The 15,929-nt window shown below is 52.5% G+C and carries 17 protein-coding genes; 6 read left to right on the top strand and 11 right to left on the bottom strand.

Annotation, left to right across the window (positions count from 1 at the left end; translation table 11 throughout):
- Positions 1 to 44: 44 nt before the first annotated feature.
- The 4 genes from AC5E51_RS07745 to AC5E51_RS07730 form a co-directional block, all read right to left on the bottom strand.
- Entirely contained in the window at positions 45 to 605 is a 561-nt protein-coding gene (locus tag AC5E51_RS07745; RefSeq protein ID WP_297531523.1) for a GNAT family N-acetyltransferase, read from the bottom strand.
- Positions 606 to 636: 31 nt separating this feature from the next.
- A complete protein-coding gene (locus AC5E51_RS07740) occupies positions 637 to 1,128 on the bottom strand; it encodes a 3'-5' exonuclease (RefSeq protein WP_068442768.1) in 492 nt (163 codons plus the stop codon).
- Between the two features lie 97 nt (positions 1,129 to 1,225).
- A complete protein-coding gene (tfpB, locus tag AC5E51_RS07735) occupies positions 1,226 to 3,001 on the bottom strand; it encodes a type IV pilus assembly ATPase TfpB (RefSeq protein ID WP_301376937.1) in 1,776 nt (591 codons plus the stop codon).
- Positions 3,002 to 3,004: 3 nt separating this feature from the next.
- Positions 3,005 to 4,021 carry a CYTH domain-containing protein gene (locus AC5E51_RS07730; protein ID WP_301376939.1) on the bottom strand — a complete coding sequence of 339 codons (1,017 nt, stop codon included), beginning with the start codon at positions 4,019 to 4,021 and terminating at the stop codon, positions 3,005 to 3,007.
- Positions 4,022 to 4,081: 60 nt separating this feature from the next.
- On the opposite strand from AC5E51_RS07730, the gene argE reads away from it, so the two are divergent.
- Both argE and argA read left to right on the top strand, forming a co-directional pair.
- Positions 4,082 to 5,242: an acetylornithine deacetylase gene (argE, locus tag AC5E51_RS07725; protein ID WP_273091371.1), complete on the top strand. Its 1,161-nt coding sequence runs from the start codon at positions 4,082 to 4,084 to the stop codon at positions 5,240 to 5,242.
- Positions 5,243 to 5,422: 180 nt separating this feature from the next.
- On the top strand, positions 5,423 to 6,724 hold the full coding sequence (argA, locus tag AC5E51_RS07720) for an amino-acid N-acetyltransferase (RefSeq protein ID WP_068442756.1): 1,302 nt from the start codon (positions 5,423 to 5,425) through the stop codon (positions 6,722 to 6,724).
- Between the two features lie 43 nt (positions 6,725 to 6,767).
- Here the strand turns inward: argA and AC5E51_RS07715 are convergent, their stop codons facing one another.
- Together AC5E51_RS07715 and AC5E51_RS07710 are read right to left on the bottom strand one after the other, a co-directional pair.
- The gene (locus AC5E51_RS07715; protein ID WP_301376941.1) at positions 6,768 to 7,490 is read right to left on the bottom strand and encodes a hypothetical protein; all 723 of its coding nucleotides are present in this window, start codon (positions 7,488 to 7,490) and stop codon (positions 6,768 to 6,770) included.
- Between the two features lie 127 nt (positions 7,491 to 7,617).
- Complete coding sequence (locus tag AC5E51_RS07710; protein ID WP_301376942.1) at positions 7,618 to 7,881, bottom strand: hypothetical protein; 264 nt, start codon at positions 7,879 to 7,881, stop codon at positions 7,618 to 7,620.
- 130 nt (positions 7,882 to 8,011) lie between these two features.
- Here AC5E51_RS07710 and AC5E51_RS07705 point away from each other — a divergent pair, with 130 nt between their 5' ends.
- The 3 genes from AC5E51_RS07705 (at position 8,012) to AC5E51_RS07695 (ending at position 10,107) form a co-directional block, all read left to right on the top strand.
- On the top strand, positions 8,012 to 8,878 hold the full coding sequence (locus tag AC5E51_RS07705) for a bile acid:sodium symporter family protein (protein WP_301376944.1): 867 nt from the start codon (positions 8,012 to 8,014) through the stop codon (positions 8,876 to 8,878).
- A gap of 136 nt (positions 8,879 to 9,014) precedes the next feature.
- Positions 9,015 to 9,530 carry a thioesterase family protein gene (locus AC5E51_RS07700; protein WP_068442743.1) on the top strand — a complete coding sequence of 172 codons (516 nt, stop codon included), beginning with the start codon at positions 9,015 to 9,017 and terminating at the stop codon, positions 9,528 to 9,530.
- Between the two features lie 130 nt (positions 9,531 to 9,660).
- Complete coding sequence (locus AC5E51_RS07695) at positions 9,661 to 10,107, top strand: c-type cytochrome (RefSeq protein ID WP_068442741.1); 447 nt, start codon at positions 9,661 to 9,663, stop codon at positions 10,105 to 10,107.
- Here AC5E51_RS07695 and AC5E51_RS07690 read toward each other — a convergent pair.
- Positions 10,097 to 10,759, bottom strand: a complete 663-nt coding sequence (locus AC5E51_RS07690; protein WP_068442738.1) for a cytochrome b/b6 domain-containing protein — start codon at positions 10,757 to 10,759, stop codon at positions 10,097 to 10,099. The genes AC5E51_RS07695 and AC5E51_RS07690 overlap by 11 nt on opposite strands.
- A 284-nt stretch (positions 10,760 to 11,043) precedes the next feature.
- Here AC5E51_RS07690 and rfbD point away from each other — a divergent pair, with 284 nt between their 5' ends.
- On the top strand, positions 11,044 to 11,964 hold the full coding sequence (gene rfbD, locus AC5E51_RS07685) for a dTDP-4-dehydrorhamnose reductase (RefSeq protein WP_491778391.1): 921 nt from the start codon (positions 11,044 to 11,046) through the stop codon (positions 11,962 to 11,964).
- Here rfbD and AC5E51_RS07680 read toward each other — a convergent pair.
- From AC5E51_RS07680 to lgt, 4 genes are all read right to left on the bottom strand, one after another.
- Complete coding sequence (locus AC5E51_RS07680; RefSeq protein WP_301387311.1) at positions 11,946 to 12,440, bottom strand: dihydrofolate reductase; 495 nt, start codon at positions 12,438 to 12,440, stop codon at positions 11,946 to 11,948. The two genes, rfbD and AC5E51_RS07680, sit on opposite strands and share 19 nt — an antisense overlap.
- Before the next feature lie 69 nt (positions 12,441 to 12,509).
- Positions 12,510 to 14,180 (bottom strand): putative bifunctional diguanylate cyclase/phosphodiesterase, encoded by a 1,671-nt coding sequence (locus AC5E51_RS07675; RefSeq protein WP_490364141.1) that lies wholly within the window; start codon positions 14,178 to 14,180, stop codon positions 12,510 to 12,512.
- A 133-nt stretch (positions 14,181 to 14,313) separates the two neighbouring features.
- Entirely contained in the window at positions 14,314 to 15,108 is a 795-nt protein-coding gene (gene thyA, locus AC5E51_RS07670) for a thymidylate synthase (RefSeq protein ID WP_301388566.1), read from the bottom strand.
- Positions 15,105 to 15,917: a prolipoprotein diacylglyceryl transferase gene (gene lgt / locus AC5E51_RS07665; protein ID WP_301388565.1), complete on the bottom strand. Its 813-nt coding sequence runs from the start codon at positions 15,915 to 15,917 to the stop codon at positions 15,105 to 15,107. The genes thyA and lgt overlap by 4 nt, the downstream gene beginning before the upstream one ends.
- Between the last annotated feature and the right edge of the window lie 12 nt (positions 15,918 to 15,929).

The following is a 15,929-nucleotide window of genomic DNA, read 5'->3' as shown; positions in this document are numbered from 1 at the left end:
TTGCACCAATTTGCACCAACTCGTACTAAAGAGCAACACAGATTTCAGAAGAGGTTTTTCAGATAGAACTGCATAGGTTTGGTCGACTCGCCCGATGCATCGACGTCTTTCCAGGCAAAAGACGTGCGAATACCCGCCATAGGCTGATAGCCCATATGCTTCCAGATCGGATCAAGTGACTGGTAGTTCTCTGGGCGTAAAGGATGATCATCGGGCCGTACCACGGAGCAAAAGACACAGGCGGATAACCCAAGGGCACGTGCATGCTTCTCCCGAGCATCAAAAAACTGTCGATACACTCCCTTACCCCGATACTCAGGCAGGAGTACAGACTCAGCACAGTAGAATAACGCCTTGTCATTGATTCCCGCTTTCAGGAACGGAGCTCTGAACTCATCGACTTCCGCCGCTAAGGGTAGACCGGTCGATGCTCCAACCAGATGGTCGCCTTCCCAGCAAAGCACCACAATACTGTCAGGGCACTTGGTGTAGGTGGCGAGGTAAGCACGCTCGTAATCTTCCGAGCCGTCGTAGAGGTATGGAAAATCGCGGAATATCCGAATCCGCAGGTCGGCAAGTTCCTCAAGAACCGGGCTTATTTCCACGCCGTAAAGGCACTCGACTCTCAGGCCCACCTTAGTTGCCCGTTACCCGCTTGAAGGTTTCCTGAAGGACTTTCACATCATTGGCAGCACGGTGCCGGTCGACATCTAACTCATTCCAGAGTGTGCTTTTAGTGTCTGCCCAGCGCTCCATTTCTTCCATGGTCAGTAGCTTGTTGATGGTTTCGATGCGAAAGCGTTGGACCAGCTCAGCTTCTTCGAACAGGCGGCCAATCCATGAGCTGTCAAAGCTCCATGCATCAGAGTAGAGAGTTTTATTGAACAGGTGCTCATTGAGCAGCAGGGCGACATCACGAATGCTCAGACCTTCCTGCTCAAGTTTGTCGCGGCTGATGCCGTGGATCGCTTCGGCCTCTTCTGACCAGTGCGTCCAGTGGCTGACAGGCTTGATGAGATAGCTGTGCACTTCCCGGTCTTCGAGAGCAAAGCCGATTTCGATGGGGAAACTCCCCCGGCCAAATCCAGAGGCTTCGACGTCAATGATGGGTGGAAGGGAACTACTCACAAATAACTGCCATATTCTCGTTAATTTCAGGCCGGCATTCTGGACGCTCAGGCCGGATTATTCAATGTGACTATTTTACTGCCTTTACGGCTGTCACCTACTGAGACAGCGCTCTGCTCGCTGGGGCGACCCGCATGACCTCTGCAATGGTTGTCATACCTGCGGCGACCTTATGAGCACCACTCAGGCGCAGACTGTGCATCCCTTCTTTCATCGCTGCCTGGCGTAGCTTCTGGTAATCCGTTGTTTCATTAATATGCGGCTCCAGCGACTCAGACAAGGGCATCACTTCGTAAATCCCCATTCGCCCGAGGTAACCTGTCCCGCGGCATTCCAGACAGCCTTTTGCAGTATAGATGTGTTCTGGCGTTTTCATCAGCCAAGGGGCAGTCAGCTGTTTCCAGACCTTTTCGTCGACAGGCTGCTTCTCTTTGCAGTGTGGGCACAAAGTACGCACCAGACGCTGGGCCATAACACCGATCACACTGGAGCGAATCAGGTAAGCAGGCAGTCCCAGTTCCTGTAAGCGGGTAAAGGCCGAAGGCGCATCATTGGTGTGAAGTGTCGACAGAACAAGGTGTCCGGTAAGCGCAGCCTGCACAGCGATCTCGGCCGTCTCAAGGTCGCGCACCTCACCCACCATAATAATGTCCGGGTCCTGACGCAGCAGAGCGCGAACCCCTGACGCAAAGGTCAGGTCAATCGTTGGGTTGACCTGCATCTGGTTAAACGCGGGCTCAACCATTTCAATCGGGTCTTCAATGGTCGATACATTCACTTCACTGGTCGCCAGCTGGCGCAGTGTCGAATACAAGGTGGTCGTTTTACCTGAGCCTGTCGGCCCGGTAACGAAGATAATGCCGTGATTATTGTCAGTCATTTCAGACCAGCGACGGCGATCTTCACGCGAGAATCCCATTTCAGAGAAACTGCGCATCAGCACCTGTGGGTCAAAGACACGCATCACCATTTTTTCGCCGAAAGCAGTGGGCAAGGTCGACAGACGCAGCTCGACTTCATCACCCTCGGGCGTTTTAGTCTTCAGGCGGCTGTCCTGAGGTTTACGCTTCTCAGCAATATTCATACGCCCCAGTGACTTAACCCGCGCAATCACGGCCATACCTACTGCGGCTGGTAACTCGTAGACATTATGAAGAACACCATCAATACGGAAACGCACGTGCGTTGTTTCGCGACGCGGTTCAAGGTGAATATCACTGGCGCGCTGGTCAAAGGCGTACTGCAGCAACCAGTCCACGATATTGACGATATGTTCATCGTTGGCGTCAGGCGCTTTCGCTTTGCCCAGCTCCAGCATCGACTCCAGGTTCTGCACCGAGCTGATACCAGAATGATCTTTGCGCGCCTTAGAGACCGAATTTGCTAACTGATAAAACTCAACCCGGTAGCGACTGATATCAGATGGCGAAGCTAACACCCGTTTCACATTGCGACGGGTCACGTGTTCCAGGTCACCGACCCAGCTTGATGAATCCGGATCGGTACAGGCCACCACCACCTCATCAGTACTGACTTTCACCGCGAGGATTTTGTGCCGCTCTGAAAAGGCGTATGACATCACCTCAGTTACCGCAGATACGTTAATCTCAAGTGGATCAATATTGATCACATCCATCGACTCACGCTCACCCAACCATTCAATCAATGCGTGCTCAGTCAGCACTTTGCCGTCTACGCGGGCGTCTTTGTAACGCTGGCGGGCGATCAGGGTCAGAGGATGCAGAGTAGCGTCATCCGCCCCTCTGCGAATCGTCAGGGCCAATTGGTGATCATCTTCGGTGAGCAGGCCATCGCGGTGTAGATCACTCACCAGTGTCGACAGATTGAGTACCCGGTCTGGCGTCGCCTGCATGCATTAATCCTTTAGTAACTGTTTCAAAGAAGCTGATAACGAAGATGTCTCACTGCATTCAATCACATCACCTACCTGGCTGCGAGCCTCGTCCCAGCGATCACGGATACTTTCTCGGCCTAGCTGCGACTCAGTGCACATTCCAGCCACTTGCTGAACCGCACACGTTAATGCCTTCGCTGCTGCTTTATCCTTCAGCAGATGCTCTGACTTCATAGAGAGACTCTTGTCGAGCAATTGCCAAAGTACACTCTCTTTGCTCATAAGCCGCGCAATGGGGTAGCCTGACTGCCAGATGGCCTGTAAGTCGCCATCACTCCAAAGGTAATACTCAAGCGCCCGCTGCAGATCAAACGCCTGCTCAGGCAAACCGGCGCCCTCTGCATCAATTGTTGCGCCGTGAAACGATGCAGACCCGACTCCAGCCAGGCGGTAGCCACGCTCGGCTTTGGAAATATCACTCAACCACATGGGCGCCACGTCATGCAGCGCTTCTGATAAAGGCCACATTGCAGCGGCATCACCTGAAACCAACTCAAGCTCCAACTCACACAGAGGTTCCGACTGACCGTTGGCAAGAATACTGCCCTGATCGATTACCACTTCAATCTCCGAGCCATCCGCAGCTGTGTATAGCCAGCTGCGACGTTCAAAGTCAGTACTGAACACCGTCGTAAGACGATCCCTCGCTGCCGATTCTGGCCAGCACGCCTGTACCTCTGGTAACGCCAGCAACGATGGATCAAGCTGCCTTTCAGGCAAAGGCCAATTCCATTCGTGACGAACCTGAACACCACTGCTGGACTGACTGCGGGCCTTGAAAGTCTGTTCAAATCCCGAGTTCGTCGAGCGTATTCTTAATGCTGAATGCGCGGCAGACAGCGCCAGCTCAGGCGTATCGAAATAATCGTTATTCAGAGTTTTCTGGCCCGTTGCTGTCGCTTCGTTATCAAGCCAGCTGACCAGCGCCGGGATATCTTCAGGCTGGAGCCTGAGTTTCAGTTCAATTTCTTTTGCCATCGCGCTATTGTTTTATGTCGCTGTATTTTGCAGTTTAAGATCATCAAGGATAAGGCCATCATGCCGCTGCCCTCCACGCTCGAAAAGCTCTCGGCCCTGATCGCTGAGAACAGTATCAGCTCTGTATTACCCGAATACGATCAAAGTAATGAAGGTGTGATTAACCTGCTGGCAGGTTGGTGCCGGGATCTCGGTTTCGAAGTTTCTATTATGCCGATTGAAGGCCATCCGGGGAAATTCAACCTGCTGGCCACCTACGGCCGCGGGCCGGGCGGCCTGGTACTGAGTGGCCATACCGATACTGTGCCCTGCAACCCGGAAAAGTGGACATCAGACCCATTCACCCTGACCGAGCGCGACGGCAAACTCTACGGGTTGGGCACCTGCGATATGAAAGGCTTCTTTGCCCTTGCGCTGGAAGCGTTAGAACAGGTTCGCGATAAAACATTCCACCAGCCGCTGATGATACTCGCGACCGCCGATGAAGAATGCTCAATGAGCGGCGCCCGCGCGCTGAGTCAGAGTACGGGCCCCGGTGGTCGTTATGCCGTCATAGGCGAGCCCTCAAGCCTGCGACCGGTGCGCATGCACAAAGGCATCATTATGGATAGCATCCGGGTAACAGGCCGGGCCGGACATTCTTCCAATCCGGCGCTGGGCATTAATGCCATGGACGCCGTGCATGAAGTTATGGGCGAACTTAAAAACCTGCGCGCTGAGCTGGCCGAGAATTATCGCGATGCGCACTTTGCCGTGCAAACACCGACACTCAACCTTGGCTGTATTCACGGTGGCGACAACCCAAACCGTATTTGCGGCAGCTGCGAACTGGCTTTCGATTTACGCGCTCTGCCGGGCATGAGTAATGACGACCTGCGCGAAGAAATTCGTCGACGCATGAATCCGATTGCCGCGCAGAACAATGTAGAAATGTCATTCGAGCAATTATTCCCTGGCGTCGAACCCTTTGCAGAAAGCGAAAACAGCGCGCTAATTAAAGAAGCCGAACGCCTCACCGGATACACCAGCGTGGCCGTTAACTACGCCACTGAGGCGCCGTTTCTGCAGAACCTGGGCATGGAAACCGTGGTGCTAGGCCCGGGCAGTATTGATCAGGCGCATCAGGTCGATGAATTTATGGCACTGGATCAGATAGAGCCGTGCGTGAATATTCTGCGCAATCTGATCGAGCGCTTTTGTCTCACTCCCGCCCGTGATTAAATCATGAGAAGAAGTGATACCGAATAACTCTACGGGACGCCGTAAATACATCCATGTAGGCTCGGCCGCGCCATCCATGGCGTAGACGCCCGAATCCTTTATTCAGTATCACTACACCGTACCCACTGCCGAACGTTGCTGCCCCTTTGGACCAACTAACGCAGAACAGGAAGTCCCGTTTTGACCGACAACACCGAATACGTACAGTGGTTTCGCCAGTCGTCACCGTACATCAATGCGCACAGAGGCAAGACCTTTGTCATCATGTTTGATGGCGACGCTTTGCTGCATCCTAATTTTGATACCTTGGTTCAGGACATTGCCCTGCTGAACAGCCTTGGCGTGCGACTCGTGTTGGTACATGGTGCTCGACCACAGATTGATGCCGTTCTGGAGCGTCTGGATATTACCAGCCAGTTCCATAACGACCTGCGCATTACCGACGGTGAGGCCCTGCGCGCGGTAAAAGCGGCCGTGGGGATGGTTAAGGCAGACATTGAATCCCGGCTGTCGATCGGTATTCCTGGCTCTCCGATGCATGGTGCGCGTATCCGCGTCGTCAGTGGTAATTTCGTCACGGCTAAGCCCCTCGGCGTCATCAATGGTGTCGATTATCAGCACACGGGGGAAGTCCGTCGTATTGAACATCAGGCGGTGAGTCATCTGTTAGATCAACAAAATGTCGTGCTCTTATCCTGCTCCGGTTACTCGCCCTCGGGTGAGATGTTCAACCTCAGCGTCGAAGATGTTGCGCGTCACGCTGCCGTTGCATTACGCGCCGATAAACTGATCGCGTTTGGTGAAAACGACGGTTTAACCGGTGAAGATGGCACTGCGCTGGAAGATTTAACCTGCCGTGAGCTTGAAGATATTCTCAGCTCCTTGTCGGGAAGCCCACGCTGGCAGGCCGATATGGCACTGCGGTGTGTACGTCAGGGCGTGCCGCGCGTGCATATGTTGAGTTATCAGACTGACGGTGCATTACTGCAAGAGCTGTTTACCCGTGAAGGTAGCGGCACCCTGATCAGTCAGGATGCATATGACCAGTTGCGCGCTGCTAACATCGATGACGTGGCAGGCATTCTTGATTTGCTGAAACCATTAGAAGACGACGGCATTCTGGTACGGCGTTCGCGTGAATTACTGGAAACCGAAATTCACCGTTTTTATGTCATCGAGCGCGACGGTTTAATTACGGCCTGCGCAGCGCTTTATCCCTACTCAGACGACGAAGCCGAGCTGGCCTGCGTTGCTGTTCATGGAGACTATCGCGGTAGTAATCGTGGTCAAAGGCTGCTTGAGCAGATTGAACAGGAAGCCAAAAGACGTCATTACAACCGCCTTTTTGTTCTGACGACGCGAACAGCGCACTGGTTTGTTGAGCACGGTTTTAAAGCCGGGCAGGTCAGTGAATTACCGCAGGAAAAGCAGAAGTTATATAACTTCCAGAGAAACTCTAAGGTCTTCTTTAAAACGCTCTGACACCCGGGTGTCAGAGCTTGATTCGCTTAAACGTTTCGTCGGTTTAAAAATCGTCGAAACGGAACAGCCATGAATAAGAAAAGCCAACATACTCATATTTGCCGACTTCTTCGCTGCCGTATTCCGGATTCCAGGTAACCGACAACCGGTGCGTATCATCAATCAGGATGCCGCCTTCCAGCGAGTACATCAGATCAATGGAGGTTTCTGACACATCGTCCGGGAGCTGCAGATCAATAGCGCCTTCACCAAGGAAAAAATCCAGGTAATTCTGTATCTGCTGAATATCTGCTGCCGCAAATTCCTGAAAGGCTTCCGTCGAACTGACACCGACGCTATCGACTGTAAAAGTATAACTGGTACGAACAGCACCAACACCCAAACCGGCGAAGAGGTCAAAATTCGCAAAAGGCTGCGACAGAACAAAATTCACGGTCACCGCCTGACGACTGACACTATCGAGATAAGCACAACCAACAGAAACATCGTTAGTAATGCGGTCAACTGCCGTCTGATCCAGACAGCCTCCTTCAAACTCCCGGTCGTCTTTACCCAAAACGGCACCTTCGACTTCCAGCGAAAAGCGATCACTGAAGTCCATACCAAAGCGGGTTTCAAAGTTCAGAATGGGATAGTCAGCGCCTGAGTACTGCTCATTGAGCTCACCATATTCTGCACCTACGCCCAGATACTGACTGGCCGAGACATTCGCTGAGCAAAGAGCAGCCGCGCCCACGAGCGCGCCAATTGCATACTGTATTTTCATTGTTGTTATTAGAATCTGATTCGTGAGAAGAACAAAACAATGGCGCGGAAAGCCCAACAGGTCAAGCCTGGACTAAGTAAAGAGCCTTCTGCTACCACGCTCCACTCTCAATCGCGGCGCTTCACTTTTAACCGCGACGCCGTACGAAGAAGAAATCGACGATAAAGCCAGCAATGACCATCCCCAACAGATACTTACCTGAGATTTCTGCGGACGTCACCGGTGAACCCAGCGCCGTATGCAGCATCGGCACCATCATAAAGCCGATAAAGATACCGCCAATACGGAATACCGAAGCCGACCCTTTACTGTCTACCTTACGGGCCATAATGATGCCCGCATACATAATGGCAAAGCCGAGAAATGATACTGCGAAAGCTGCCAGATCCATCTTAAAACCCTGTTATTGTGTCGAATAATCGCATGGTACCTATAATCAACTCACGAGTCATTCCACCTTGCTATCCCCCCTTTGCTGCGATAGTTTTCGTCGCTAAATAACAACTTATTCAGGAACTCCCATGTTCGAGATTCTCACCCAGGTTGCTCTTCCTATATCCCTGATTCTGATCATGGCAGGCGTCGGCATGGGGCTGACTCCAGCTGATTTTGGCCGAGTGATTGCCCAGCCAAAAGCGTTCGTGATTGGTGCTGTCTGCCAGATGGTATTGCTGCCTTTAATCGCTATCGGCATCATTGAATTGACGGGCCTGACCGGCCCCTTGGCGATCGGCCTCTTTATACTCGCACTCTGCCCAGGAGGCACCACCTCAAACCTCTATACGCTTCTTGCCCGTGGCGACGTCGGTTTGTCAGTATCGCTGACCGCCGTCATCGGTTTTATCACACCATTTACTATCCCGATTCTCGGCGCCTGGGCGATTCACCAGTATGGCGATGCCGACCAGACGTTTGAGCTGCCACTGGCCAAGACCTGGATTACGCTGATGGTTGTGACGGTTATTCCTGTAATTGTCGGCATGCTGATCCGCCGCTTTGCCAGCAACTTTGCTGTAAAGATGGAACCCTGGGTATCGCGCTTTTCGGTCGCCGTACTGGCTCTCGTTATCATCTCCATCTGTATTAATCTGGGCCCTCAGCTTATCGACTTTGTAGTCGCATCTGGCCCGGCCACTCTGCTGCTGAACCTGATTACTATGGGTCTTGGCTACCTGCTGGGCAATGCCCTGCTTCACCACGAGGACCAGGCCCGAACGATCTGCCTCGAAGTTGGCCTCCAGAACGGTACGCTGGCTCTCATGGTCGTCACCGGTATTCTGGCCAGCCCCGAAATGGCTGTTGCACCATCGGTGTACAGCCTGCTGATGTTCGCCACAGCGACCCTGTTTACACTGTGGGTACGAAACCGCCCACTGACCTCCGCCTGATATACCCGGCTATTCAGATGGCCTGCCTGCTGGCAGGCCGAACTCAAGACAATCAACGTCATCCTTGCCAATGCACCGGCAACCGTCTGGTGTAATATGCCTGCCTCTAATGAATCACTCATGAGGCTGTATCTCCATGCTCGGTCAGATCATCAAGTCGATTATCAAACGCAATGAGCCTGCAATCATTCCTGCGCAGGGAACCTCGGTCGTTCGCCAGCGCGTCTGGCCACACCAGATCGACTACAACCTTCACATGAATAACGCCAAGTACCTGAATGTTCTCGAAGGTGCCCGCTGGACCCTTTTCCGTGACAACGGTTGGTTCAAACACCTCTTTGAGAAGCGCATCAACCTGGTAGTGGCATCGCTGGAAATTACCTTTATCCGTGAGCTTAACCTGTTCAGCAGCTACGAAATTCACACCAAGCTGCTGACCTGGGACGAAAAGTACATCTACTTCGAACACCGCTTAATGGTGAAAGGTAAGCTATATGGCCACGCGCTGGTAAAAATGGCCGGAGTACGCAAAGGCAAGCGCGCACTGACGCCAGAGATCTGCGAGGCCGTGGGCGCAGACTTCAACCAGGCGGATGTAAAAGAAGCCATCACCCACTGGAGCGACATGACTCAGGCCAAACGCGAGCTCTGATAACGTCATGAAACGTCAGAGAGTCTCACCCGGCCGGGACATGGGTAAAGGAAAGTAAGTGCTCAGTCCGTCGCAGGATGGTTCATATACACTGAGTTCTAACAACCGACTACCGAGATGGAGAACTCTGATGAAGCCACTTTTTAAAGTTGCCGCGACCCTCGTACTTGCGGGTGTCGCCGGCCACGCTGCCGCCGACATTAAACCTTTTGAGGCTGTGGAATACCGAAAGGGTATTTTTAAAGCCGTTAAATGGCATTTCGGCGCTATGGGTGACATGGTCAAAGGTAAAGCTGAATTCGACAGCGAAGACTTCGCGCGCCGCGCAGATCTGCTCGCGGCATTAAGTCAGATGCCATGGGAAGGTTTCCGCCCTGGCACCTACGCCAGTGCCACATCAGCCTTGCCTGTGATTGAAGACGAATGGGAAGACTTCACCGCAGCTGGTGATGCCTTCAGCGAAAAAGCAGCCGCCTTAGCGGTCGCCGCAAAAGGCGACGATATGAAAGCGATCAAATCAGCATTCGTAGCCACTGCCCGCACCTGTAAAGGCTGCCACGATGACTTCAAAGACTGATTAAAAGCGCCACCGCTCCGGCGGCCAACGCCACAGAACAAAGCCCGGTCCACACAGGCGCCCGGGCTTTTTTATTCACCGGCCCGTCAGCATACCGGCCCGGTTTTTTATTGCCTGTCACCATCCCCTGCAGCAAGCTTTCATTTTTCGCGAACTGATGAAACAGTACTGCCAGAATATGCAGGCCAACGATGCCCAGAAGCACATTAAAGGAAATTTCGTGGAGTTCAGTAAGAAGCAGACTGGTGTCATAACTCACCATCGGGAATAAGGGCCCCTCGAACAAAACATCATCCGTAGCGAATAATCCCGAGACAACCTGAAATCCGACAAGACCTAACAAACCAAGCACCGCCAACGCACCCAGGGGGTTATGGCTGAGATAATGCAACTCTCTTCCGCTGAGCAAATCCCGGGCATACACCAGAGTCGATTTCGGAGAACGGATAAAGTGACTAAATCTGGCATACGCAGGCCCAGCCACGCCCCACAGTACCCGGAAAATGATCAATCCCAGAGCCGTCAGTCCAAAGGCCTGGTGCCAATCCATCCAGCCCTGCTCGACAGTCAGCCAGGCACCCGCCAGACAAACAGTCAGCCCCCAGTGGAAAATACGGATAAATATATCCCAGACGTAGGTTTTCTCAGACACAAGGGGCTCCCGCTGGATGGTCTTCAGAAATTTTACGAAAATGCTGACGACATCAAATTTTAAGAGGAATTAATCAGATAGTTTACGGAAGTGTGTGAAGAACGAACGTACACGACTATAAATAATTGTCAGGGCCAGATAGGCACACCTCTCCAAGTCAGGAAAGAGTGACAATATCAGCAATTCTCAGAATGCTTCTGATGTCTCCGATGGTCACTGTCAGTAGATTCATGGTCTGGTAGTGTGACGAGACCAATACGCATCAAATACCGAAGGAGAATGGTATGACATGGATGATCACAGGTGCGGGAGGCCAGGTAGGCCAGTGCTTGCAGCAACAACTCAAACAATCGCGGCGCCGCATCATCGCGCTCAGTCATAGCGCATTAGACATCACTAACGACAAACTACTGACTCGTGTACTCGAGGCCAGCAGACCCAGAGTGATCTTCAACTGCGCTGCCTATACCCACATGAATAAAGCAGAGCAACAGGGAGAACTCGCCTGGAAAGTCAATGCGAGGGCACCCTCAACACTGGCCCGATGGTGTAACGACAATGGCGCCTGGTTGATTCCTCTGTCTTCAGACTACGTTTTCTCTGGCTGGATGGCTGATGCCTACTCTGAAAGTGCCTTACCCTGCCCTTTATCAGAATATGGGCGAAGTAAACTGGCCGGAGAGCAGTCAGTAATGGAAAGCTGCGATAGAGCCGTCGTCATCCGTACGGGTTGGCTGTTCAGTCAGTATGGTAAAAATCCACTTTGTTACATGTTGAACAGTGCTCAGAAGTCCCTCAAGATCAATGTGGCAAGCGACGCCTATGTTTCTCCGACACCCGCTGTCTCGTTAGCCGAAACCATGGTAGAAATTGCCAGTCTGGCTGAACAGGGGCGTATTGCCAGAGGGCGATACCATTTCGCCGGTACGCCAACTGCGAGCACTTATATTTTTGCAGGTGAGATGCTACGTCAGGCCAACGAGTTAGGGTTAGTCGACCGTCGCTGCCGTCTGTTACCAGAAACGATTAACCCGCCGGGTTCGGGCGCAATGAGACCACACAATTCTGCCCTGGTATCGCAGAAGCTACCCGATTTAGGTATTTATCCACCCGACTGGCGCACAGAACTGTCAGCTACTCTGGAAGCAATCAAAGAGCGTCAGAGTCTGGGCGAGCCCGGTCTCTGTCAGGCCTTTGCCTCGTAAACAACAAAGCTGTAGTTGTATGGATTAGGGCCTTCGGCGGCGAAATCTTCGCGAGCAACTTCCTGCCACAAGCTTTTGTCGTACTCAGGAAAGAAAGCATCCCCCTCAACGTCTGCATGAACCTCGGTCAGATACAGGCGATCGGTATGAGGCAGTGCCAGTGCGTAAATTTCTGCGCCCCCCATGATCATGGCTTCTTCCTGGCCATCAATCAGGCATACGCTCTCCGCCAGTTCTCTTGCAGCTTCAACGCTGCTCACGACCTTAACACCTTCAGGCTGGTAGTCGGCCTGCCGGGTAATCACGATATTGGTGCGACCGGGAAGTGGCTTACCGATACTCTCGTAAGTCTTTCTCCCCATGATGACAGGCTTACCCATCGTGGTTTGCTTGAAGTACTTGAGGTCATTCGGCAGATACCAGGGCAATGCGTTATTGCGTCCGATGACACCATTTTCGGCAACCGCCACTATCATGGAGAGCTTCACAGAAAAATCCCGTCGCTAAAAAATCAGCGCCTATGATAGCGATGCAGTTCTGTATTGTCAGGCGCACCGGGCTACAAATTCAGGCACTCTCTCAGCAGCGAGCGGTTTTGAAAACAGATACCCCTGACATTCGTCGCAACCCAGACCTGCCAGTCGTGATTGCGTCGATACCTGCTCGACCCCTTCTGCGATTACTTTGAGCTTCAGGCTGTGAGCAAGGTGAATAATGGAGCCCGCAATCGCATCATCGTCGTTATTTATCCCCACAGACTTAACAAAATCGCGGTCAATTTTCAGGTAATCAACGGGCAGCGTACGCAGGCTGGCGAACGATGAGTACCCTGTGCCAAAGTCATCGATAGCAATTGCGATATTTTCAAACCGTAAACGCGCAAGCGTATCTGCCGTGCGGTCGTTACCTTCCATGATCATGGCTTCTGTAATTTCGAGCGTAAGGTGTTTACCTGCAAGTCCAACCTCATCAAGAATACCAAGCACCTGATCAGCAAGATCTGGCTGAAAGAATTGTCGCGAAGTCAGGTTCACCGACACTCTGGCATCGCCGGGCATAAGTCCATCATCCAGCCACTGACGAAACTGTTGGCATGCACATTCGAGAGCCCACATTCCGAATTTCTCAATCAGTCCGGTCGTTTCGAGCACCGGAATAAATTGCTCCGGAGGAACATGACCAAATACCGGGTGATTCCAGCGCATCAGCGCCTCTACGCCATAAAGGCGCTGCCCATCCATACTCATTTGCGGCTGGTATTCCATGGATATCTGGCGGTTATCCAACGCATGATAGATCGCCTTCTCCAGACCTCCGCGAATCCGGTCCTCGGCTGAGTGGGCGCTGTAGATAACATAGCTGTTCTGACCGATCTGTTTTGCGCCAGATAATACCTGCTCGGCATGCAGAATCAGATTGCCGGCGTCGTGGTCCGCTTCGCCAGCGAGTGCTGCGCCAATGCTACCCGAGAGTTTTATTTTTTCTCCCTGAAAGGTCACCGGCGCATCCAATTGGGCGCTGATTTTTTCGCAGACCTGAATCAGGTTACGCGTCTGTCGGAGGTTTTCGGCGATCAACGCAAAGGTGTTGCCGCCAATCCGGGCCAGGGTGTCGGATTTTCGGGTGACAGAGCGCAGTCGCTCTGTCAGTTCAGTCAGCACCGCATCTCCCGCAGAGTGGCTGAATGATTCACTCAGCCGGTGAAAATGATCAAGATCCAGGATCACCAGCCCCATCGGTTGCTTACTTCGTTTATGGGCTTCCAGCGAGTGTTCAAGGCGATCCTGAAACAAGTAGCGGTTGGGCAGCCCGGTAAGAGGGTCCAGGTAGCGGTTCGAACGCAACGCGCATTCCCGGGTTTTTCTTGTCGCAGCCGTGCGAATAGCAGGAATCAGCTCAGCGGAACTGGTCACTACCTCCTGCGCGCCTAATTCCAGTAGTCGCTCCATACGCATGTCCGGGAAGTTCAGCATCACAACCAGAGGCGCCTCAGGCAAGGCCTGTGTGGTGTAATCGAGAATCTGCGCCAGCCTCTCGCTGTAAGTCGAGGCATGCAGCACGATTACGCCTTCTGACTCCATCCAGCTTTCGGCGAGTGATTTACCATCCTCACAGAGACAAACACGGACAGCTCTCGGCAAAGCTGGCTCAGCTTCATCGATGGAATGCCAGAAAACGATAGGTGTTTCGAACTTAACGGGTTTAATGAAAGACACTACAGAACCTCCCTGTGACGTATACAGAGAGTGTAGAAGGCCTCCCGGTATTAGCCCGGGAGACACACAAAAGTCAGGCGTCAGTTCTCAGACGGAAAATGACGCCAGAAAACAGGCACCCGAGAACAACCGATCAGACAGCGACTGGTGCCTTAATATGTGGGTGAGACTCGTACCCTTCGATGACAAAGTCTTCGAATTTGTAATCAAAGATACTCTCTGGTTTACGCTCAATCACCAGCTTAGGCAAAGGCAATGGTTCACGGCTTAGCTGCAGATCCGTTTGCTCAAGGTGATTAGCGTAAAGATGAACGTCACCGCCCGTCCAGACGAAATCCCCCACTTCAAGGTCGCACTGTTGAGCCATCATATGAAGCAGCAAAGCGTAGCTGGCGATATTAAATGGAACACCCAGGAAAATATCTGCGCTGCGCTGATAGAGCTGACAGGAAAGCTTGCCGTCAGCGACGTAGAACTGGAAAAAAGCATGGCACGGCGGCAGCGCCATGTTTTCAATTTCACCCACATTCCAGGCACTGACAATCAGGCGGCGGGAATCAGGGTTGTTCTTAATCTGTTCAACTATCTGGGTGATCTGATCCACGTGGCGACCATCCGCTGTCGGCCAGCTACGCCACTGCGAACCGTATACGGGCCCGAGGTTTCCTTCTTCGTCTGCCCACTCATCCCAGATAGAAACGCCATTCTCTTTCAGATAACTGATATTGGTATCACCGCTCAGGAACCAGAGAAGTTCATGAATGATGGAACGCAGGTGCAGCTTTTTGGTGGTCACCAGCGGGAAGCCTTCACTCAGATCAAAGCGCATCTGGTAGCCGAAACAACTGTAGGTACCCGTTCCGGTGCGGTCTTCTTTAAATACACCGTTTTCACGAACGTGACGCATCAGATCGAGGTATTGTTTCATGCTTTATTGGCTCCACTGTTTGTGCCGTTACGGTAGGCCCAGATCAATAAAATCAGACCAAATACAATCATCGGCAGGCTCAACATCTGCCCTCGGGTCATCCAGCCGAACATATCGAACCCTATGTGCGCATCCGGCTCACGGAAGAACTCGGCAATAGTACGGAAAACCCCATAACCAATGAGAAACATCGCGCTGACCGCTTTCTGCGGGCGAGGACGGGATGAATAAAACCAGAGAATAACAAACAGCAGCAGGCCTTCCAAACCCGCCTGATAGAGCTGCGAAGGGTGACGGGCAAACTCGTCAGCACGTGGAAATACCATCGCCCAGGGCACATGCTCAGGATCGGCAACACGCCCCCACAACTCGCCGCCAATAAAGTTACCGATACGACCGAACATTAAGCCCAGAGGAACGAAAGGCGCACCGAAATCACCGACGTCAAAGAAACTCTTCTTATGAATTTTGCAGAAGATCAGAATGGCGGTCAGAACGCCAAGCAAACCGCCATGGAAGGACATTCCCCCTTCCCATACCCGGACAAGCCAAAGCGGGTCTTCAAGAAACTGCGGAAAGTTATAAAACAGCACGTAGCCCATGCGGCCACCAATCACGACCCCCATCGCGCCGTAGAAGATCAGATCCGATACCTGCTGGGTCGTCCAGCCACTGCCGGGCTGTTTAGCGCGCCATGTTGCCAACAGGTATGCGGAGGCAAATGCCGCAAGGTACATCAGGCCGTACCAATGTACTTTGATAAAACCAAGTTCAAACGCGACTGGATTGATATCCGGATAAGTCAGCATGGTACTTCCCTG

This window comes from Thalassolituus sp., from assembly GCF_984348125.1.
The sequence above is the reverse complement of the archived record's forward strand: the minus strand, read 5'-3'. Positions and strand labels throughout refer to the sequence as shown.